The sequence below is a fragment of the Bradyrhizobium sp. 197 genome (assembly GCF_023073375.1).
Taxonomy (GTDB): domain Bacteria; phylum Pseudomonadota; class Alphaproteobacteria; order Rhizobiales; family Xanthobacteraceae; genus Bradyrhizobium.
Map to the genome: position 1 here is coordinate 32169 of NZ_JADPJJ010000119.1, position 20724 is coordinate 52892.

General features: G+C 59.7%; 11 protein-coding genes, 7 pseudogenes and 1 other annotated feature. Of the genes and pseudogenes, 3 read left to right on the top strand and 15 right to left on the bottom strand.

The genetic code is table 11. The features are described from left to right. Nucleotides 1-338 precede the first annotated feature (338 nt). Both IVB27_RS43770 and IVB27_RS27240 read right to left on the bottom strand, forming a co-directional pair. Nucleotides 339-664 (bottom strand): annotated as a pseudogene (locus IVB27_RS43770) (IS30 family transposase); the annotation flags it as partial. Nucleotides 665-786: 122 nt separating this feature from the next. Then, nucleotides 787-1105, bottom strand: a pseudogene (locus tag IVB27_RS27240) (ATP-binding protein); the annotation flags it as partial. Between the two features lie 508 nt (nucleotides 1106-1613). Here IVB27_RS27240 and IVB27_RS27245 point away from each other — a divergent pair. Then, nucleotides 1614-2648, top strand: coding sequence for an ATP-grasp domain-containing protein (locus IVB27_RS27245; protein ID WP_247446146.1), 1035 nt, complete (start codon nucleotides 1614-1616; stop codon nucleotides 2646-2648). A gap of 300 nt (nucleotides 2649-2948) precedes the next feature. Here IVB27_RS27245 and IVB27_RS43135 read toward each other — a convergent pair whose 3' ends face one another. After that, nucleotides 2949-3380: a hypothetical protein gene (locus IVB27_RS43135; RefSeq protein ID WP_276001481.1), complete on the bottom strand. Its 432-nt coding sequence runs from the start codon at nucleotides 3378-3380 to the stop codon at nucleotides 2949-2951. A gap of 477 nt (nucleotides 3381-3857) precedes the next feature. On the opposite strand from IVB27_RS43135, the pseudogene IVB27_RS27255 reads away from it, so the two are divergent. Continuing rightward, nucleotides 3858-5085: pseudogene (locus IVB27_RS27255) on the top strand (IS3 family transposase). Beyond that, nucleotides 4142-4258, top strand: a sequence feature (AL1L pseudoknot). Its footprint overlaps the pseudogene before it by 117 nt. Nucleotides 5086-5511: 426 nt before the next feature. Here IVB27_RS27255 and IVB27_RS27260 read toward each other — a convergent pair. Both IVB27_RS27260 and IVB27_RS27265 read right to left on the bottom strand, forming a co-directional pair. After that, nucleotides 5512-6330 carry an ABC transporter permease gene (locus IVB27_RS27260; protein WP_247446147.1) on the bottom strand — a complete coding sequence of 273 codons (819 nt, stop codon included), beginning with the start codon at nucleotides 6328-6330 and terminating at the stop codon, nucleotides 5512-5514. Nucleotides 6331-6365: 35 nt separating this feature from the next. After that, nucleotides 6366-7160 carry an ABC transporter ATP-binding protein gene (locus IVB27_RS27265; RefSeq protein ID WP_247446148.1) on the bottom strand — a complete coding sequence of 265 codons (795 nt, stop codon included), beginning with the start codon at nucleotides 7158-7160 and terminating at the stop codon, nucleotides 6366-6368. A 1819-nt stretch (nucleotides 7161-8979) separates the two neighbouring features. Between IVB27_RS27265 and IVB27_RS27270 the strand changes: the two are divergent. Beyond that, nucleotides 8980-9243: pseudogene (locus IVB27_RS27270) on the top strand (transposase); the annotation flags it as partial. A 1565-nt stretch (nucleotides 9244-10808) separates the two neighbouring features. On the opposite strand, the gene IVB27_RS42875 reads toward IVB27_RS27270, so the two are convergent. The 10 genes and pseudogenes from IVB27_RS42875 to IVB27_RS27315 form a co-directional block, all read right to left on the bottom strand. Next, the gene (locus tag IVB27_RS42875) at nucleotides 10809-11195 is read right to left on the bottom strand and encodes a hypothetical protein (RefSeq protein ID WP_345946925.1); all 387 of its coding nucleotides are present in this window, start codon (nucleotides 11193-11195) and stop codon (nucleotides 10809-10811) included. A 43-nt stretch (nucleotides 11196-11238) separates the two neighbouring features. Beyond that, nucleotides 11239-11721, bottom strand: coding sequence for a pantoate--beta-alanine ligase (locus IVB27_RS42880; protein ID WP_253075539.1), 483 nt, complete (start codon nucleotides 11719-11721; stop codon nucleotides 11239-11241). Nucleotides 11722-11929: 208 nt separating this feature from the next. Then, nucleotides 11930-13417, bottom strand: a complete 1488-nt coding sequence (locus IVB27_RS27280; protein WP_018459072.1) for a pentapeptide repeat-containing protein — start codon at nucleotides 13415-13417, stop codon at nucleotides 11930-11932. Nucleotides 13418-14482: 1065 nt separating this feature from the next. Next, nucleotides 14483-15522 (bottom strand): annotated as a pseudogene (gene hypE, locus IVB27_RS27285) (hydrogenase expression/formation protein HypE). Beyond that, the gene (hypD, locus tag IVB27_RS27290) at nucleotides 15519-16661 is read right to left on the bottom strand and encodes a hydrogenase formation protein HypD (RefSeq protein ID WP_247446149.1); all 1143 of its coding nucleotides are present in this window, start codon (nucleotides 16659-16661) and stop codon (nucleotides 15519-15521) included. Before hypD ends, hypE begins: the two are co-directional and overlap by 4 nt. Next, nucleotides 16658-16894: a HypC/HybG/HupF family hydrogenase formation chaperone gene (locus IVB27_RS27295; RefSeq protein WP_018459070.1), complete on the bottom strand. Its 237-nt coding sequence runs from the start codon at nucleotides 16892-16894 to the stop codon at nucleotides 16658-16660. Before IVB27_RS27295 ends, hypD begins: the two co-directional genes overlap by 4 nt. Beyond that, a pseudogene (gene hypF, locus IVB27_RS27300) lies at nucleotides 16894-19146 on the bottom strand (carbamoyltransferase HypF). The gene IVB27_RS27295 and the pseudogene hypF overlap by 1 nt, the downstream one beginning before the upstream one ends. Beyond that, nucleotides 19143-20034 (bottom strand): annotated as a pseudogene (gene hypB / locus IVB27_RS27305) (hydrogenase nickel incorporation protein HypB). The pseudogenes hypF and hypB overlap by 4 nt, the downstream one beginning before the upstream one ends. Then, complete coding sequence (gene hypA, locus IVB27_RS27310) at nucleotides 20034-20375, bottom strand: hydrogenase maturation nickel metallochaperone HypA (protein WP_247446150.1); 342 nt, start codon at nucleotides 20373-20375, stop codon at nucleotides 20034-20036. The pseudogene hypB and the gene hypA overlap by 1 nt, the downstream one beginning before the upstream one ends. Then, nucleotides 20368-20712: a nickel-dependent hydrogenase large subunit gene (locus IVB27_RS27315; protein ID WP_247446151.1), complete on the bottom strand. Its 345-nt coding sequence runs from the start codon at nucleotides 20710-20712 to the stop codon at nucleotides 20368-20370. Before IVB27_RS27315 ends, hypA begins: the two co-directional genes overlap by 8 nt. Between the last annotated feature and the right edge of the window lie 12 nt (nucleotides 20713-20724).

Consider the following 20724-nt stretch of genomic DNA (forward strand, 5'->3'; position numbering starts at 1 on the left):
GATGGCGGTCTTCTGCACTCTCAGCTGGCGCGTCCTCTGGCTCACCATGCTCAATCGCACGGCTCCAGACGCGTCACCGAAGATGGCCTTGACGAACACCGAGGTCGCATTGCTCGATGAACTCAATAGCGATGTCGGCAATCGCCGCTGTCGCCCTGGAACCCTCGCATTCTACTTGACCAAACTTGCACCTTGGGTGGCTACCTGGCCAGGGCCGCCGATCCGCCACCCGGAATGTTGTCATCTGGCGCGGACTCTCCAGACTCACCGATATCGAACTCGGCGCCGAAATCGGAGCGGCTGGAAATGTGGGTAATTGAAAGCTTCACCGGACGGATGCTGCCTTTCGGGAAGCACTGCCGCAGCACCCCGTTGGTGCTCTCGTTAGTGCCGCGCTGCCAAGGGCTTTGCGGGTCGCAGAAGTAGACCTGGATACCCGCATCGATCTCGAGGCGATCGTGCTGAGCCACTTCGGCTCCCTGGTCCCAGGTCTGCGAGCGAACGCAGTTCTTGGGGTAAGGTGATGACGGTGCGCGTGATCGCGTCGCGCACGGCTTCGGCCCCGTGTCCCGCGAGTGTGCAGGTCCGTTCTTCACGCGCGGAGCTTCGCCATGCCCGCCAATCGGGGAAGGTGCAATAGCATCGTGAAGCGCGTCGTGCGCTTATAGCGCGACAATTTGAATGGAAAGCGCGCGACAATCAGGATGGCGACTCGGTGTCGCGGCAAGGTGATGATTGCCACGATGATTGTCGCGCGCAAGAGTTTTGTTCGATTGTCGCGGAGCGTCAATCTGCGAGTGTTTTTGGTGTCGCGTGCGAGGATGGTCGCCCTGGACCACGCTTCCGCTCGAGCGCGGTGCGCCTGCGATAGCTTTCGACGTCATCTCGACGGGGTGGCGTGGTGAACGAGGCGATCGATGGCGGCGAGCGTCATAGCAGGATCCGGGAAGCCCCTGTTCCACTCTCCAAACGGCTGATTGGCGGTGATCAGCATGGAACGCCGCTCGTAGCGAGCGCTGATGAGCTCGAACAGCACGCTGGTCTCGGCTGCTCCTTGGGTGACGTAGACAAGATCATCGCAGATCAGGAGGTCGAAGCGATGGAGCGGTTAATGGCGGCGTCCCGGCTGGCATGTTCGAATATTCGCTCGTTCCTTGATCATTCCGGCGCGTCTGAAGCGCGAATTGTGACCAGCTATGACCAGCTCAGGTATTACAAATGGAAGAGCAGTTCGCCCTTTCCCGACCGGAGTCACTAAAGCGACGTCCTCAGCACGTCCACTAACACAGGGTGCTGCTCCGTGTCGTTTATGACAACAGCGCACGACTTGTCAGGTTCAAACCACCAGTGTTTCTTCAGAATACCTCTTAGGCAAGCAATGCCCAGTTCAGATAAACATAATCAACGCTGGCACGAGGATTGCTCTTCAGAGAGAGAATGGGAAAAGCCCAATGCCCCGGCGGCAAAGAAGATTGTCTCGTTAGCATTGATCGCTATTTTGGGGTGACGCTTGCCTACTCTAAAGCGATGGCAATGGTCGCCTCAAATACGTTCGACGCTCCGATTGTGCCGCTATGTCAATTTCTGTTGCTAGTCGAGCTAGGAGAACTGCGATGAGACTGCTCATACTCACAGGCTGTCCGGATTGCTTAGGTGAAAATGATGTACCCATCGGTGACGCGTTCCGTCGTTACGGCTGGGAAGTGATTTTCGGCGAGATCACGGCTATCGGGTCAGAAGACTATCGTTATTTTACACGCGGAGTCTTGGTGTCGCCAACCGGAGAGCCACACCAGCTTGGCTCCGCAGCGCAGGGGACGAGGGGTGTATATTTCATCGACGAATGCCAACTGGTCTTGCTCAACGACGGGGCGCCGTCTAGCATCTCCGGTGATGTATGGCAAATGCTGTGGCTGGCCTCGCAACATACCCCCTTCGTCAACAGCATTGAGGGTACGTTATTTCTAGAAACAAAGCATGCATTGGGTCTCGTCGTGCCGAAAGAGCATAGAGCATTTGCATATGCATCGAATGAGTTCTCTCTACTTTGGGAACGCTATCGGCAGAGCGCCGATCTCTGGTGGGTCGCGAAGCCGCCAAACGCCTATTGCGGACAAAACGTCTTCTTGCTGCCTCCCAAAGGACCAAATGTTCGAGCGATCCTCCAATGCCTCACTGGAAATGCTGACGCGCAGAGCAAATTCGGTGGTCTCACCGAACGCGAATCTCTTGTGAAACGGCACAAGTACCAGTACGGCCTGAATGGTTTTAAGGCTCAATACGCTGTTCTTGAGCACTTCATCTCCGAAGTGGGACAGGGCGAAAAGCGGGTCATCGTTGCCTGCGGGCGGGCAGTTGCTTGGCACGGCCGGAAAGCGTCGCCGGATGATCACAGATCTAATATCGCGCAAGGAGGAAAGCCAATTCCAGTCGAGTTGCATTCCACCGAGGTTGAACTCGCCGAGTTGGTCGGTCGGAAGCTGATGGACTATGGAATCAATTTCGTTGGGCTCGATATGGCTTACCCTTACATAATAGACCTTAATCTTACGAGTCCGGGAGGGCTATATGATGCGACGCTGGCCTCGGGGCTAGATCAATCGGATCAGGTAGCAAAGCTCATGATGGGCCACTTTCAGAAGCCATAGTAGCTTATGACTGCCCGCTCAGCTCTAAAATGGAGGCGATCGTGTACAGGTACGCGATGGCGGTACTGCGGCCCGCAGCCCGGCCTCAATCAGTCGGACTGGGGCCTGCCCCCGCGCAAGTCGACAGGCGGAGTTGGGGGGCCGGGTGTCGACAACTCGGAACTCTTACCGAGGCCATTCTAGCCCCTCACTGCGATCTTAGCGGATCTGGTGCCCGGACTATTTCTCATCTTCGGGCCAGCGCCGCCGCCACGCCGTGTCCACCACCACAACCCGTCGACTTGCGGACTGCGGCTATCACTATCCATAACGACAGTTCTCAACAACACGCCTCATTCGGCAAGGCGGCCTTGACCGGCTTTCAACGAGCCACAAATTCTCGCCCGCCCGTGACGTCCAGCGCGATGTCGGTGGGCGTGACAGCCCGCGCCACATGACGGTATTGCCGGGCGGCGGATCGCTGGCGCGGGCGAGATAACCGCCGAGCCGGGCGATGTTGATCAGATAGTGCGAGAGCGCTTTCTGTCTTGCTTTTGGCTTGTCGTTGACAAGGCAATCGAGCACGGCGATTTCAGTCGCAGTCAACGCGAGTCGGGTGCTGTGCCCGGTGCGTGCTTTGCCGGCCCTCGTTCCCCTTGGCCTTGGCTCCGCCAGCTCCGTCACCGGTCGCCGGGCTTTGTTCGACGGCTTCGCAGCTACTATGCCGGATTCAGACTTCTCTGGATCGTGCATCAGCGGCTACGGCTCCTCGCCTTGCCGCCGCGGACTAGGCTGCTCAGTGAGCATCTGGCCGACGGAGAGAGCTCCCAGTTCCCGTACAAGAAGCTTCTGCACATGCCAGGGTCTGCAAGCACGCCGAAACGACTGGGCGCTCGCGATATCGCACCCCTTCGTGTTGCCTTCCGCTCAGTTGAAAGCGTCGGCTCTCGGGAAAACATTGTTTCGCGGCTCAATGGCTGGCCTATGCACTCCCCTGCCGACGCTTCGCCGACACCCTCACGGATGCCTGCGCACGGCTGGGGGAATGGCTACTCCTTCATGGTAGTGGAGTTCCACCACCTACTCCTTGCCGGTCTCCCGGCGCACCAACTTCAATGCTAGGGTGAAGACAGACGAATGCCAAGTAGTTGCGCGCCAGCTTTGGTATCGGATTGCGATGTGAACCGCCCCGGGTTTGCCGGAGGCTCCAACTCCTGAGAGGATGGAGCCATGACGAGCAAGACGACGAACAAGTTTTCACCCGAGGTCCGGACCCGAGCGGTTTGGATGGTTCTGGATCACGCCGGCGAGCACCCGTCGCGCTGGGCGGCAGTGACGTCAATCGCGGCCAAGATCGGCTGCACGCCGCAGACGCTGCATGACTGGGTCAAGAAGGCCGAGGTCGGTAGCGGGCAGCGGGCCGGCGTTCCGACCGACACGGCCGAGAAGCTGAAGGCGCTCGAACGGGAGAACCGCGAGCTTCGGCAGGCCAACGAGATCCTGCGCAAGGCAAGCGCCTATTTTGCGATGGCGGAGCTCGACCGCCGGTTCAAGCCATGATCGCCTTCATCGACGATCATCGTGGGGCGCATGGGGTCGAGCCGATCTGCAAGGTCTTGCCGATCGCCCCCTCGACCTACCACGCCCATGTGACCAAGTGGCGCGATCCCGCCAAGCTGTCGGCGCGCGCCAAGCAGGACGCCGCGCTGAAGATCGAGGTTCGGCGCGTCTTCGATCAAAACTTCTCCGTCTACGCGTGCGCAAGGTCTGGCGCCAGCTCAAGCGCGAAGGCTTCGATGTTGCCCGTTGCACGGTGTCGCGACTGATGCGTGACATGGGTTTGCAAGGGGTCATCCGCGGCAGATCCGTCAAGACTACGATCAGCGACAAGGCCGCGCCATGCCCGCTGGATCACGTCAACCGCCAGTTCAAGGCACCAAGGCCGAACGTTCTCTGGCTCTCCGACTTCACCTATGTCGCGACCTGGACCGGCTTTGTCTACGTCGCCTTTGTGATCGACGCCTATGCCCGCAGGATCGTGGGCTGGCGAGCCTCGCGCACGGCGCATGCAGGTTTCGTGCTCGATGCGCTGGAGCAGGCACTGCATGATCGACGGCCGGTCCATCGCGGCGGGCTCGTGCATCCTAGCGACAGGGGCGGCCAATACGTCTCAAATACACCGAGCGCCTGGCCGAAGCCGGCATGGAGCCCTCTGTCGGGAGCGTCGGAGATTCCTATGACAACGCTCTCGCCGAAACCATCAACGGTCTCTACAAGGCTGAGGTGATCCATCGGCGCGGGCCATGGCGCAGCTTCGAGGCCGTCGAGTTCGCGACCCTAGAATGGGTGGATTGGTTCAACAACCGACGGCTCCTGGAGCCCCATCGGCAACATCCCGCCGGCCGAAGCCGAACAACGCTACTACGCCATGCTGGAACAACCCGCCATGGCGGCATAACTTAAACCAAATGGCCTCCGGCAAACCCGGGGCGGTTCAATGCGTCTGAAGTCCATTGGTCAGCTGAAGCGCTTCGATGCTCCATCGCACGGGCGCTTGTTGAAACAGAACGGTTGCTTCTTGTTGCTGCTGGTTGGGAGGACCGGCTCCCGGCCTTAGACGGCTCCGGCAGGAACATTGGAGCGCCGAGATCACGAGCCTGGATGGGTCGCATCAGGAGAATTGGGACCCAATCTCATCGATAGCGACTCTGATCTTGGTGCTCAGTCCTCCGATAGAAAGGCCAATGGCGTGATCTTCACTCCCTTTTAGCCCCATAGCTGGCGTGCTGGTGCGCTCCAATCATTTGCACTGTCGATCAGGGCATCGAACGCGGCGACCTGCATGCCCAGTGGTCGTGGTTCGGTATGCTGCCCTTCTGCCATTCTATTCGCCACTCGACAACAGGGAGCCGTTCTTTTTGGCGCTGCGCAAAAGGGCAAGGAATGCCCCAAAAGATGCAACCAGAAGGCCGGCATTGATGGCTAGCGCATCCAGCATCAGGTCAATGCGGAAGGTGTTCTCGATCAGCAGCGCCCGCATGCCCTCAAAAACGTAAGTCGGCGGCAGCGCCCAGGCGACATATTGCAGCCAGATCGGCAGTACGCTGACGGGATAGTAGACGCACGCGAGCGGCATAATCGCGAACATCAAGGTCCAGACGATGCTCTCGGCGCCAAGGCCGTTCCGCAACACCAGCCCCGAGACGAAGATGCCCACGGCCCAGCTGGTGAAGATCAGATTGCAGAAGAACGCGATCAGCGGCAGGCCGAGTCCGTAGACGTTGAAGTGAAACAGGAACAGCGCGAGCAGCGTCATCGGGAGGACGCCGATCGCGAGCCGGATCAGGCTCATGATCATCAGCGACAGCAGAAGCTCGATCGGCTTGAGCGGGCTCATCATGAGATTGCCGATATTGCGCGCCCACATCTCCTCCAGAAACGAGATGGCGAAGCCGAGCTGTCCACGGAACAAGATGTCCCAGAGGATGACGGCGCCGATCAGGGTGCCGCCGGCGCTCGCGAAGAAATTGGCGTTCTGCGCGATGTAGAGCTGCAGGAAGCCCCAGGTGATCACCTGCAGCGCCGGCCAATACAGCAGCTCGAGCAGCCGCGGCCAGGACGACATCAGCAAATACCAATAGCGCAGGATCATCGCGCCGATGCGCTTGACCGAGATGCCGCGATCGAGGGAAAGCTCGATCATTGCGACACCGCAACGGCTGAAACATAGGGGCCCCCTCATCGCGCCTCGTCCTTCGCACCGTTCGCGCGGCCGCGCGCGACATCCAGGAATACTTCCTCCAGCGTGGTGCGGTTGTAGCGGGCCATGATCGCCTCCGGCGTGTCGTCGTCCTCGATGCGGCCGCGCTTCATGATGATGACGCGGTCGCAGAGCCGCTCGACCTCGAGCATGTTGTGCGAGGCCAGCAGGATGGTGGCCTTGTGGTCCCGCCGGTAACGCTCCAGGTGCGCCCGCACCCAGTCGGCGGTATCGGGATCCAGCGAGGCGGTCGGTTCGTCGAGCAGCAGCAGCTCGGGCAGGTTGATCAGCGCTTTGGCCAGCGCGACACGGGTCTTTTGCCCCGCCGAGAGCTTGCCATTGGCGCGGTCGATGAACTGGGTAAGATCGAGCTCGTCGGCCAGTTTTGCGATGCGGCCCGGCAGGTTCTTGACCGCATAAAGCTTGCCGAAGATGGTGAGATTCTGCCGCACCGTGAGCCGCATCGGCATGTCGACATAGGGACTCTCGAAGTTCATACGCCCCAGTACCGCAGCGCTCTCCTCGGGCATCCGATGTCCGAGGACCTGCACACGGCCGGAGGTCGGCAGCCCCAAGCCCATGATCATCGCGATGGTTGTGGTCTTGCCGGCGCCGTTGCCGCCCAGAAGCCCGGTGATGCTGCCGCGCGGAAGCGAAAAGGAGATGCCGTCGACCGCGCGAGTCTGCTTGTAGATCTTGAAGAGGTGGTCGACTTCGATCGCTGCGGACGTGGGACCGTCCGCCATCAGGGAAACCTTGTCATTGCGGGTCATGCGGGCCATTCTTGCTTACCCCTGGACGGACAATTGCTCGATGAGCAATTGAGTGCCTCTCTGGATGTGAGCCCTCGCTGAGATGGCACAGTTGCTCGGAGACGGTACGATCGGTGTGTCCCTCTCGGCCAACCCGCGACAGCCGAACCAAACCGACTTTTTCATCGAGGATCGGTGGGGCGTCCAGCGTTCCCAAGTTGGCAACGATTCGCTCTCGGCGTTCTTGGATGATTCTGGTCGCGAAAGACGGTTCACTTCGTGCTCGAACATCAAGGTCTTGATCTCGTCTGGTTTGGCAGATCGCCTGAGAGGCTGCTAGTCGATCAGGGCGCCGTTGCGCGCGCGTGTCCGCTCCCATGAGGCTTTCGGTTCAAAGGTCGTGCGACATCCAGGGAAGATTCGTATGACTTCGCCAGACATATGAATCGAGCTATATAGCACCATTTTGAAATGATTTATTCGACGATCGCGCAGGTTCAACTTCTTCATACGTAATTCGCACCTCGTGAGAATTCACTCCGCCTCAAGAAGGTGCGGGGCGGCCAAGCGTCGGCTCGTTGCTAGTCCTTCATACGCAGCCCCGCGTAGCGGATCGTTTCCAGCAAACAGCGTGCCAGCTGCAAGACCACGCCTTGATCGGCTGCGTACCATCAGATGATACTGAAGATGTGGGAAGCGCAGCGGATCGGCACTTCTTCAAATCGATAGCTGGATCAGATCGTCACGCAGTTCAACGTCACGTTCTAGCCACCAAATGGAAGAAATCGAACAGAACGTGTTGGGTATCCCCTCGCTAACACGTTACGCTCGCCAGCATGCTTCTGGAGCCGCCCCATCAGTTGATATTTGGTAGCCATGAGCAGGTAGCTATTCCGATGCTTATCGCGCCTTTCGCCAGCCCGAACTGGTGCCTACCGATCCGCGCCTTCGCTGTTGCAAACTAGGCGTATCGTTCGTGGGCTTTCGAAGCGCGCATCCGCGAAGGAATGACGTCTGCCGTCCAACTCCTTACAGCAACACACAACTTCCAGGATTCAAAGGCGAAGTGCTGCACCGCGCTGAGATCGTCAACAGTGGAACCAGGCGCTTGTTGCTCCAGAGCTCTAGCGCCATATTTCTGAAGGGGTGATCTGCCATTGAATATTTCCTCCGCATCGACCTAGATTTCGGCCTGACGAAGGACGGACAGAACGAAGCGAGCAAGGTTCGCGGAAGGAGGAGATTTCGCAGCCCTGAAGGGCAAGCGGCGGAGACAAAGTATGGCGATTAGACCCGCAACCGCTGTTGCGGCCAGACCAAGATGACATCCGTGCAGGTCGCTTCAAGATAAGTGGTCCGGACAGAGCGCCCATCTTTTTTAGCATGGTTTACGATACGAGGAACGAGCACTTCGTCATCATCTTTCCGAACGTCGCAGTCTGAAGCCCGGCAATTTCAGTTGTCGCGACGCTTGCCTTCCTATCGCGCGCTCGCTAGTCCTTTTGTCACGAGATGAAGTCTCGTTTCAACTTGCCCAAGACTCGCTCTGTTCCCGTTCAAATTTGTGAAGCCTGCATGCAGTAGCCCAGTGAATACGATTAGGAGCGACGGCAATGGCGCGTGTTCTATCGATCTGATAATCACCCGCTCGATAAGAACACTAGCGATAAACGCGAGCATCACGGTGAGGACACGAATGCTCCCCTATACGGCATGCTCAGAGCCCGGAGAGAGAGAGAGAGAGAGAGAGAGAGAGAGCCGGCCCCCAAATCTGAACAGGGCGATAAGTGGAGTTTCTGCCTGACGGCGGGCAAGATTGGTCCGCGAGACAAGAGAGACGATGAGCAGACGAGCACGCCGGAACCACACTCCGGCTCTCAAGGCGAAGGTAGCGCTTGCCGCCGTCAAGAGCGATCGAACACTGGCTCAGTGGCCGAGCAGTTCGGCGTCCAGCCGAATCAGATCAGATCGTGGAAAGCGCAGCTTGAACGCGGCGCGGCCGATATGTTCAGGCCAGGTCACGGTAACGCTAAGCCGTTACCCGCGATCGATGTGAAGTACGCTGCATGCCAAGATCGGGGAGCTGACGCTGGAGAACGATTTCTAAGAATCGGCAGCACCTAGTTTCAGGTCCAAGGGCCGTTTGAGGCTCCGGTCGCAAGTTCATGAAGGTCTTTGCCCGCGGTGAAAAGAACAAACAGCGGCGCGGAGTGATCGCTTAGACGGGAGGCATTGCGGCACGGTTACGAGGGCGGCCATGGTGACAGCCTGGGCGGTTCAATCGCGCTTGGCGGCTCGCCAATGTCTCGACCCCGAACAAGGATGAGGTAGACGACGCCCTCAAGTCCCGGAACTTCTGCAGCTGAAGAGCCGCGGTCACGACCGACGCTCTTCATTGCCACCGCGGGAGGGCCGAAGCGATGTGAAGGGGGCAGCGATTGTGCGCTGCGGTTCAAGGAGAACCACCCTGCTCTATTGGAAATCGGCGAGCGCTGACCTGAGTCGCCGTCAGGCCACGACGACCGCTACCGGGGCTGCGTCGAGCCCGCACCTGATCGAGCCGGATACACACGGGGTGGTCATCGACCTTGCCAAAGAGGTGGCACGAGACGCACGGTGTGGCGAGATGACTCGCACGATGCGTTGCGGAACGTGTTCATCGACATAGCCATCGAGAAATGCGCGAGGAGATCGAGCGCTTCGGCCGGATCGCTCCCGAATAATCATACCGCCAAAAGAGTCACTGAGGCTAATTAGGTACAGACCCCTTCTGTAATGGCTCCAATGATGTCAAGCCTCCCTAGTTAATGTCACACCGCCGAGCTCATGCTTCTGTTCGTGGTCAACGCCTGGCCGCACATCATACTGTCAGAGGGAGGAGTGAGCCCATCGCGTGGTTCGTCGGACGGAGAAGATTTTCGCGGTTCAATGTGTGGCTGTTTCTCTGTGACAGATAGAGCAGGTGCTGACTGCTCGCGAAGCGAGAGATCGATACGCCGCGCTTATGGCTCCCGCTGCCGTTTCAACATTGGATACATCACCCGTTTTACGGATCTGCTTCCGAAAACCAGACACATCGCGATGCAACCGGAAGTCGGACGTGCTTTAGCGAGCTGGAAAATCATCATCGCCGCCAGATCAAAAGGATTGGAGTAAGGTATAGCGACTTAGCGAGGATCCGCTCGCAATGAATGTCACGATCAGGTGAGCACCGTCACATGTTTCCTCCGAGACAATCGGGACTGGCCAAGCACCGACAAGCCGCCAGCGACAATGCCTAGGCGAGCGATTCGTGCGCGCAACACACCCCAAGAAGCACTAATCAGTCTCGGCTTAACGAGCGTCTATGCGCGTTTAGTTTTTCTCTCAGAATGCTTGCGGCCGTAGTCGAGTGGCGCGCCACCGCTTGCAAGCCAGACCGTTCCAACCATCGGGATCATGGTTGAGCGTATCGACTCGTTGCAGCACATCAAGGAGACCATCTCAGCCTGATCCCGTCGTTTCCTTGAACAAACCCTTCGGGCTAAGAGCTCATCTTCTTCAGGGCAACTCCGGGACGATCGACTTCAGAGGGTGTTGAAGCCGCATTGCAAACCACCACGCCGAGGACCTTCCCTAAAAAGCGTCTTTCCTGATTGAGAGCCAATGCGAGAACCGTCGCCCGTCTCTTCAAGCTCGCGACTGTGCATGGACGTCAGACTCCCACCTTTTGGGCAAATCGATCCATATATCTGCAGGACCATCCAAAAGTGTATCTTGATCCGGCACATAGATATTGTCCGGCACTCTGAGGCCGTGACCAACGGCGACTCCACTGATTATAAAGGGAAGCTCGATCTGCTTCTGATCTTCAAAGCTGTCCGCGCCAACAATTCGGAGACTTTCCAATTCAAACAGTCGGAATGTGATCAGCGGTTTTGCCGATTCTAACAGATCTTGGGCGCAAGACACTCCCCGCGCGGCCTGTTTTCTTAACTGATTCAGAGCCATGAAAAGGGACGAAAGCTCGTCCAGCTCGGAAGGATTGAAGTGTCGCAAACGCGACGAAATAGGCACTCCATTCTTGTATCGTACTGTCGGCACAAATCGTATCTCGCAATCAAGAAAGCAGGTCTGCGACCGCTTGTTTCACCAGAAGGGCCTGTCCAATATCCTTTAAACCGAAATAACTGCGAGTTGGGCGCGCAAAACAAATCCAGCGGATGCATCCGGTGATACCTTCCTTTAGGAGCCCATGAGGCCCGCTCGCCCTCAGCGGATAATCCCCTTGAGACACAAAGGTGCGATATCCTGGCGGAAACATCTCCGCGTCGGTCGTTGAAATGACGACAGAAGCGCCCGCTCCCAGCGCAAGCGCAATGTCGTCCTCCAAATTGAACTCGTACTCAGGACCTGGGCTAAGCTGAATCTTGTTCGGATAGACTGTGACAATGGCCACATCGTTCTCGGCTGCCGCCCTTCTGATTAACTCCGCGTGGCCCAGATGCAACGCTCCTAAAGTGTGTACTGTGCCGACAGTTTGACCTCTTCTCGCTACGTCCATAATGAAGGTCTTGCCAGCTGAAAGAGACGCTAGATGCATGTTTCCTACTCCGTCTTGTTGATTGCCCGGCGGCCCTGCTGCTCGATCAGACATGACGCATGGCGAGCGCTACCGGCCACATCGACCCCCGCCGCGAATGAGCTCATGAGCGCCTGGAGTCCGGCCACAACGGGGACGCATCCCGCTTCTCCATTTTCCTTCTTTGTGATGAGAGGCGCCCCAGATCGTCATGCGTCCTTTGGCCCAATCACGTCGATCCTTCTCGACCGCGTTTCATTAGCGATGAGAACTCAGCCAGATACTCTGAAGGTTCGGATTTCTGATCTTCCACGTCCTTCAAAGCAGCCTGGAGCCCAGGACATCGGTCTGCAAAGAACGGCGGTTCAAACGTCGTTATCATTGCATCCGAGAAGTCTGTTTTTACAAAGCTTGCCTGGAAAGGTGAAATTCCACTCAAGTTGGTCTTGCAGAGCGAGGATTGATTCATTCGAACGTATGCCGTACGCGCTGCTTCCAGGTTGCTGCCAGTCATTCCTGCGGCAATATATGACTGAACAAGGTTGGCTCCCTCGAAATTGGCACGGTTCAAAGCCATGGACTGAGGAGGATCACCGGTAATCATTGAGCGATATAGGTACGCCTGCGAAAAATCTGAATCATCGATATCGCAGTCCCGCATAAACGCACAGCGCGCACGGAAGCCGCGCAACTGGGCGGACCGCATCGTGCTCTCGAAGATCGAAATGGCTTCCCCTGATGCGCGAGATAGATCAGCTCCATCGAGCTGGCAAGAACGGACTGATACTCCGTTCAACACCGCGCCGACCAGGTTGGCATTGGCGAGGTTTACGGACAGAAGTCGCGCCTCCGATAGATCTGCCTCCTCGAGCTCCGCCCTCGCCAGATTTGAGAGGCTGAAATCCGCAAAGGGGGCGCTCAGCGCTTTGGCCAGAATGCGACCGCTCGCCTTTGAAAGCCTGAGATAGGGAAGATGAGCGTCTTCTAGCACTAGCTGATCGATCGAAGTGGGGCGGACGATTGATAGAAACTCGCCCCTTGACTGCGAGAGCGAGCTGCCGGTCAGATGCGCCTTCGTCATCGTAACTTGGTTTAGCTTGGCAAAATGGAAGGACGAGTAAGGCAGGTAGCATTCATTGATGGTCGATCCTTGCAATTCGGCGCCATCAAAAACAGCCTGGCTCGCGTCACATTGATAGAAGAGGACGCCACTTAGGACTGCGTTGTCGAAACGGGTCCTTCGCATGCTGCACCCGTGGAATAGGCTACCGGTTGCATCGATGAGATTGCGCAAACTTGCATCATCGAAATTACAGACCTGCGCGGCAATAGCATGCATATACGCAAAATCGAGCTTGGCTCCGCGGAAGCTTGCGCGCTCTAATCCGGGGCAAACAAGGTTGGCCTCCGACAGATCGGCCCCATCCAGCTTCGCTCCGTGGAGTTGCGCACGATTGAGGATGCATCGCCGCAACGGAAATCCGGATAGATCGTGACCGGTGAAGTTCTCGGAAGATAGCCGCAGGCCGATGCCGGACTTCTTGACGGCGTCCTCAGTTCGCCTTTCCACCGCAGCCAACGCAGACGCCCGATCACTGTTTCGGCTCCAGTAGCGGACGAAATCACCATCTGCCGAGGACTGGCTTTTCGTCGTTGCACGGATACTTAGCTCCTCATGCACGCCGAAGTGGCTGTTGGTATCAATGGCTTGCGTCATTGTCGACAGTTTCCATTCTCGATGGCGAGCGCACTTTGTTAGTCTCGTTTGGCGCGCGTTTTGCGTGGCCGTCTGTTTCAGGTAGCCGAGGTTTGCCGCGAGCGCCTCGTGGGATTTCTTTCTGCGACTTAAGCATCATCCCTCATCAGGATTTAGCTTACCTGACCGGGCCTCTTGAATTGTGCCATCACGAACCGACACGCACGAAAAGCCTGAGCAAGTTGTAGCAGACGGAGTTGGTCTCCCAGGACCTCACCCTTGGGGTACTTAATCAGTCCGTCGAGCAGTCGAGCGAAAAACGCCGCAACTTCGGCTGACCCCGAGTTCGTGAGCTAACAGTCGGACTCACGATGCACTTCAATAGCAACATCTGTGCCATTCCTCATCTATCGTGATAGACATTGAATCATTGTCTAGAAACGGCGCTCGGCAGAAGCCGTCTGGGCTGGCAACTGACAAGGAGCGCGTCCTGTCACAAACCGGACAATGGTTCACAACGCTCGTTACGGCGGGTCCTCCTTGTTCTCTATCGCTTCGACCACAAGTGCGATGTCACTTTCCGTGACCGTCGAGAGTCGATTGCCTTCAATGCACATAGGCGCATTCTCCAGATGTCCTATTGAGCCACAATTCGCCGCCTGCGTTCCTCAGTTTTCGTTCCGGCGACGCAGGTCCGTTCCGGAATTTCACCGACAACGTCGCGCGAGGTTCCGAGGGCGGAGTTCGGGTCAGAAGTTCACATGCAGGACGTGCAATTGCATTGTAGGCGCCGATAGGCCGTCGCTTTTTTTGAGTCGGCGGTGCCGGATGGGGGCGAGGGGTGATGAGCCTGAAGAAGCGCTCGACCTGGTCGAGGCAGGAAGGATAGGGCGGAAGAGAATGTGCCAGCGCGGACTTCAGGCGAGCCAGCTCCTTGCCGATACAGCGCAACGCTTTCGCGGGTCGCGTCGGGATGGATATCGAGCTCGACGGAGACCTCATGGCCACGCTCGCAGAGTTCGACATGCAACCGCTGCGTCAAGTTGTTGAAGGAATGCGACAAAAGCAGAATGCGCATCCTGAGCCTCAACAGATCCGGGGTAATTGTTCGCCCGATAGCCAGTCGCGATCCTTCCGCCGCCAAAGCTCGTCGCCATCTGCACGAAATGCTGGTCGTCTGCCACAGCCTCGCCGATCTCGGCGGCATCACGGCCGAGCGGATGCACCCGCATCGCCACAAGCACGGCTGCTGCAACCTCGGGCGCCACGATCGCTGCCAGCTTCCCTTCGTTGGCGACGTAGAGCGGATCGAGCCCGAGCAGTTCGCAGGCCGCAACAACACCGGGCTTCACCGGGATCGCCGCCTCCTGAAGTTGGAAGCCGAGGCCGGACTGCTGGGCAATCTCGTTCAGCGTCGCGGCGAGCCCACCGCGGGTCGGATCGCGCATCAAACGGATGCCCTTGCCGCCGGCCGCCAGCATGCTCGCGACGATATCATGCAACGACGCGGAATCCGAGACGATCTCGGTCTCAAAAGCGAGGTTCTGGCGTTTGGACATGATGGCGACGCCATGATCCCCGAGCGTTCCAGAAATCAGGACACGATCGCCGACGCGGGCATTCCCGGCAGAGAGGTCGAGTCCGGCAGGCACGACACCGATCCCGGCGGTCGAGATGAACAGGCCGTCGGCCTTGCCGCGCTCGACGACCTTCGTGTCACCGGTGATGATGTAGACGCCCGCGGCTCGCGCGGCCTCGCCCATGGAATCCGCAATCATCTTCAGGTCGGACAAACGAAGACCTTCCTCGATGATGAAGCTCGCCGGGAGATAGAGGGGCCGCGCGCCGGCCATGGCGATGTCGTTGACCGTGCCATGCACGGCGAGCGAGCCGATATTGCCGCCCGGAAAGAACAGCGGCGAGACCACATAGCCGTCGGTCGTCATCACCATGCGCCCGGCGCCGACATCGAACGCAGACTGGTCGTTGCCGCACGCCAGCCATTCATTGCCGAAGGCCTCGTGGAACAGGCCCGAGATCAGTTGCGACATCGCGCGGCCACCGGATCCGTGGGACAGGTCGACGCAGCCGTTCCTTATGTCGAGCTTGCGCTGATGGGCTTTCATGACGCCCGCCGTTGCTGATGATCGCGGAAGCGGCCGTAGGTCCAGTGTGCCGCACATGCACCCTCGGACGAGACCATGCAGGACCCCATCGGCGCCTCCGGCGTGCACACCGTGCCGAACAGCTTGCAGTCAACCGGCTTCTTCACGCCGCGCAGGATGGCGCCGCATTCACAGGCCGGATTGTCAGCAACCCGAAGCTCGTTCATGTCGAAGCGGACCTCGGCGTCGTATTTGTCGTAGGCCCGCTTCAGCTTGAGCCCGCTATAAGGCACCAGGCCGAGACCGCGCCACTCGAACTGGTCGCGCAGCTCGAAGATGTCGGAGACCTCCTCCTTGGCGCGCAGATTGCCGTCACGGGTCACTGCGCGGCTATACTGGTTCTCCACCTCATGTCGGTGCTCGTTGACCTGCCGCACCAGCATCAAGATCGCCTGCATCATGTCAAGCGGCTCGAAGCCCGCGATCACCACCGGCCTGCCGAATTCTTCGGCAAAGTACTCGTAAGGCTCGGTGCCGATGATGGCCGAGACATGGGCCGGCCCGACGAAGCCGTCGATCTCGACGGGGCCGATATTGCGGATATCGGGGCTTCCCAGGATGTTCTGCATCGCCGGCGGCGTCAGCACATGATTGCAGAACACGCTGACGTTCTTGAGCTGCTTCTTCTGGGCGAGCCGGATCATCACGGCGGTCGGCGGCGTCGTGGTCTCGAAGCCGATGGCGAAGAACACGACCGAGCGGCCGGGAATTTCTTCCGCAACACGGATTGCATCAATCGTGGAATAAACCATACGGACGTCGGCGCCGCGCGCCTTAGCCTTCAGCAGCGAGGCACCCTGCGAGCCCGGCACCCGCATCAGGTCGCCGTAGACGCAAAGGATCACGTCCGGCCGTTCGGCGAGCCGGATTGCCATGTCGATGCGTCCCGCTGGCAAGACGCAGACAGGGCAGCCGGGGCCGTGGATCATCCGCACGTTCTTCGGCAGCATGTCCTCCAGCCCGTAGCGGGAGATTGCATGCGTGTGGCCGCCGCAAAATTCCATAAAACGATAGGATTTTTCCGGATCGGCCTCCGAGCGAATCGCCATCGCCAATCCCACCGCGATCTCCTTGTCGCGAAACTCGTCGGCATATTTCATTGCGCGGCCTCCCGGCTTTCGGCGCCGATTTCACGCAACAGCTCCAGGGTCCGCTGCGCCTCCTGCGCATCTATCTTGGTCAGGGCGTACCCCACATGGATGATCACGTAGTCGCCGACGGCGAGGTTTTCGATCAGCGCCACCGAGATCTCCTTGCTGACACCATCGATCGAGACGACGGCCATGTCGTCGGGCAAGAGCTTTGTGACCTCAGCAGGTATGGCGAGACACATCAGGCGTTTCCCTCCGGGCCTTGCTGCTCGAGGAGTTGGAGCGCGGCGACCCAGGCCTGCCCGAGGCTGAGGCCTCCGTCATTGGACGGCACCTGGCGAGGCAGCAACGGCGAGAGCCCGGCGGCGACGCAGCCGCGCCCGATCTCGTCTGCGAGGATCGCGTTGAGGAAGCAGCCACCGCTCAGGATGACAGTCGTGACGCTGGTCTCCAGTGCCGCGCGCGCGATCCAGTCGATGCAGGCGGCGGCGAAGGTGCCATGGAAGAGCTCGGCCCCATCGACCGGATCGACCGCAAGGCGTGCGAGCAAGGGGAAAAGAGACAGCACGCCACTCTCGATCGTCCAGCCGTCCTCGGCGAGGCGCGGTGTGCGGACACGCGCTTCCAGCTTCATTGCGGCTTCGCCCTCGTAACTCTGCACCGGACAGAGACCAAGCAGCCCCGCCGCCGCGTCAAACAGCCGGCCGGCGCTGGTCGTCGTCGCCACGCCGGGGTGGTCGAGCATAGCGCAGAGACGCGCAGCCTGCGGCTGCATCGCAAAGCGCTTCGCAATCGCGTCGCCGCGCCGCAAGGCATGCAGCACGCTCGCCGCCATGCGCCACGGCTCGCGCGTCGCGCGATCGCCACCCGGCATCTTCATCGGGGCCAGATGTCCGAGTCGCCGGAACCGTGCACCATCGCACGAGAGCAACTCGCCGCCCCAATTGCCACCGTCGCTGCCATAACCGAAGCCGTCGAGCACCAGCGCCAACGCCGGCCCTGCGACGCGATGTTCCGCCATCACGGATGCCGCATGGGCATGGTGATGCTGGACCGCGATCAGCCGCCTCCCGCTGGCTTCGGCGAAACGGGTCGAGGCCATGTTCGGATGCAGGTCGTGGGCGATGACGACTGGGTCGATGTCCAGCGTCGAGAGCAGGTGATCCACGGTCTCCTCGAAAAGCGAATGCCTTCCGCGGTGTCGAGATCGCCAATGTGCTGGGAGACGAAGGCTTCGTTGCCGCGGATGAGGGTGACCGTCGACTTCAGCGCGCCGCCGACCGCAAGCACCGGCGGGACCGACTTCGCGAGCCTAATCGGCTCTGGAATATAGCCGCGTGCGCGGCGGATGAACTGCGCCCGCCCCGCGACTACCGACACGACAGAGTCGTCCGCGCGGGTGACGATATCGCGGTCGTGCGTGACGATCAGGTCGGCGATGCCGGCAAGCCGCCGTTTGGCCTCGTCATTGACGATCACCAGCGGCTCGCCGCCAGGATTGGCGCTGGTTGCCACGATCGCCCAACTTGCGCCGTCCGCTCGCGGATGCCCCGAATTGAGCGCCTTCAGCACCAGATGATGCAGCGGCACGACGGGCAGCATGACCCCGATCCGCGACAGCTCCGGCGCAATCGAGGGCGCGAGCATATCGCGGGATCTCATCAGCACGATTGGCCGCGGCGAGGATTCCAGCAGCGCGAGCGCGACCGCATCGATTTCAGCGATCTCCCCGACCACATCCGCCGCCGACCATGACGGCGAACGGCTTCTGGTTGCGATGCTTCCGGTGGCGCAGACGCCACACGGCCGCATCTTCACGGGCATTGCACAGCAATTGATATCCGCCGAGCCCCTTGATCGCGACGATCCTCCCGTCGGCGATCGCAGTGGCGATCTGTTTGGTACCATGACTGATCCTTGGCCCACATCGCGGGCAGGCAATTGCTTCGGCGTGGAAGCGACGGCTCGCCGGATCGGCATAGTCTGCTGCGCAGGCCGTGCACATCGCGAAGCGCCTCATCGCGGTGGTACCGCGGTCATAGGGCAGCCGCTCGGCGATGGTGTAGCGCGGGCCGCAATGGGTGCAGTTGACGAAAGGATAGAGATGGAAGCGGCTCGCCGGATCAAACAGCTCGCTCAGACACTGCGGACAGGTGGCGGCATCGGCGGCGATCCGGGTCGAGACCTTGCCCTGCTCACTGGCGCGGATGTGGAACTCGTCGCTTTCGGTGATGCCGACCGGTTGCACTGAAATCTCGTCTATCCGAGCAAGTGGCGGTTTTTCCAGCGGGAGCGTATGGACAAAATCGGCGGCGCGGTCGCCCTCGACCTCGATCACCACGCCATCGGGATCATTGGCAACGAAGCCGCCGAGCCGATAGCGCGCGGCGAGGCCGTAGACGTACGGACGAAAGCCCACGCCCTGCACGGCGCCGCGCACATGCAGGCGCAGCCGTCTTCGGTCTCGCGCTATGGCCTCGCCGCTCATGCTCATCCCGACACCGCCATCTCGGTCGGCTTCATCTGTGCAACTCGCTTACGAATCCAAGCATAGAATGCCGCAAAACCCTCACCGGTGCACGCCGACACCGTCAAAACCTCGATCTTCGGACTGACCCGGCGCGCATATTCGATCGTCCTTGCAAGATCGAAGTCGAGTACGGGCGCAAGATCGATCTTGTTGATCAGCATCAGAGAGGAGGCTGCGAACATGTCCGGATATTTCAGTGGCTTGTCCTCGCCTTCCGTGGTCGAGAACACCACGATCTTGCAGGCCTCGCCGAGATCGAACGCCGCGGGACAGACGAGATTACCGACGTTCTCGATGAAGAGGATGCCGCCGTTAAGCCAGGGCAAGCGGTCATAGGCTGCGCCGACCATGGCGGCATCGAGATGGCAGCCCTTGCCGGTATTGACCTGGATCGCCGGCACGCCGGTCGAGCGAATCCGTTCGGCATCGTTGGAGGTCTGTTGATCGCCTTCGATCACGCCGATGGGGAAAGCTGTCCTTCAGCTCGGACACGGCGCGAACCAGAAGCGAGGTTTTTCCGGCGCCGGGGCTCGAGACCAGGTTGAAGACGAGCAGGTCGTCGGTGCGGAAGCGCGCGCGGTTGTCGGCGGCAAGCCGATTGTTCTTGCCGAGAATGTCACGCTCGACTTGGATGATGCGGTCGCTGCTCATGCCGGCGATCTGCTGGCCTGCCGGGTTGGCGCTGCAATCGACCAGTCCGCCATCGCGGGGCGCGTGATCATGATGATGGTGATGGTCGTCGCTGTGCCCATGATGATGCGAATGATCGTACCCATGGGAATGATCATGGGAATGATCATGGGTGTGTTCTGTGGACGCTTTGGCATCGCGGCAACCGCATACCGTGCACATCAGTCGACCTCCAGTTCCCTCACGCGCATGTCTTCGCCGTCGGTCACCTGCAATTGATAGCTGCCGCAGGACGGACACGGCTCATAGCGCTGCTTGATCTCGACGCCTTTGGAGCAGGCCGCGCACCAGGCCGCTCCCGGCGTCTCGACGATCTCGAGCCTTGCTCCTTGCGCAATGGTGCGCGCGGCGACGGCCTCGAAGCAGAACTTCATCGCCTCAGGCGCAGCATGGCTGAGCGCGCCGATCTCCAGGCACACGACGTTCACCCTAGCGAAGGCGCGCTTGCGCGACTCCTCTTGGATAATCTCGACGATTCCCTGGCACAGCGCCATCTCATGCATGGCCGATCTCGCGGAAGCTGAGGCTGAAGCCGACGCACGGATCGAACGAGCCGACGAGCGCGCGGACCGCATCCAGCCCCTGCTGGCCCCCGGCGAGAACGGAGCCCTGGAGGCTACGAACCAACGGCCCGCGGGCATGGAAATTCCACTCCGTCGGCGCCAACAATTCGAAGCGGAGGATGCGGTCTTCATCGTCGAGCTCGACGGCATGATAGAGCCGGCCCCGCGCGCATTCGACGGCACCCGCGCCTCTGCCGGTCCCCAGCCGGTAGCTCTGGAGGACACCGTCCTCGACTGTCCCATCGTCCGCATCGAGGAAGCCGCAGAGCCGCGCCACTTCCGCGATCCG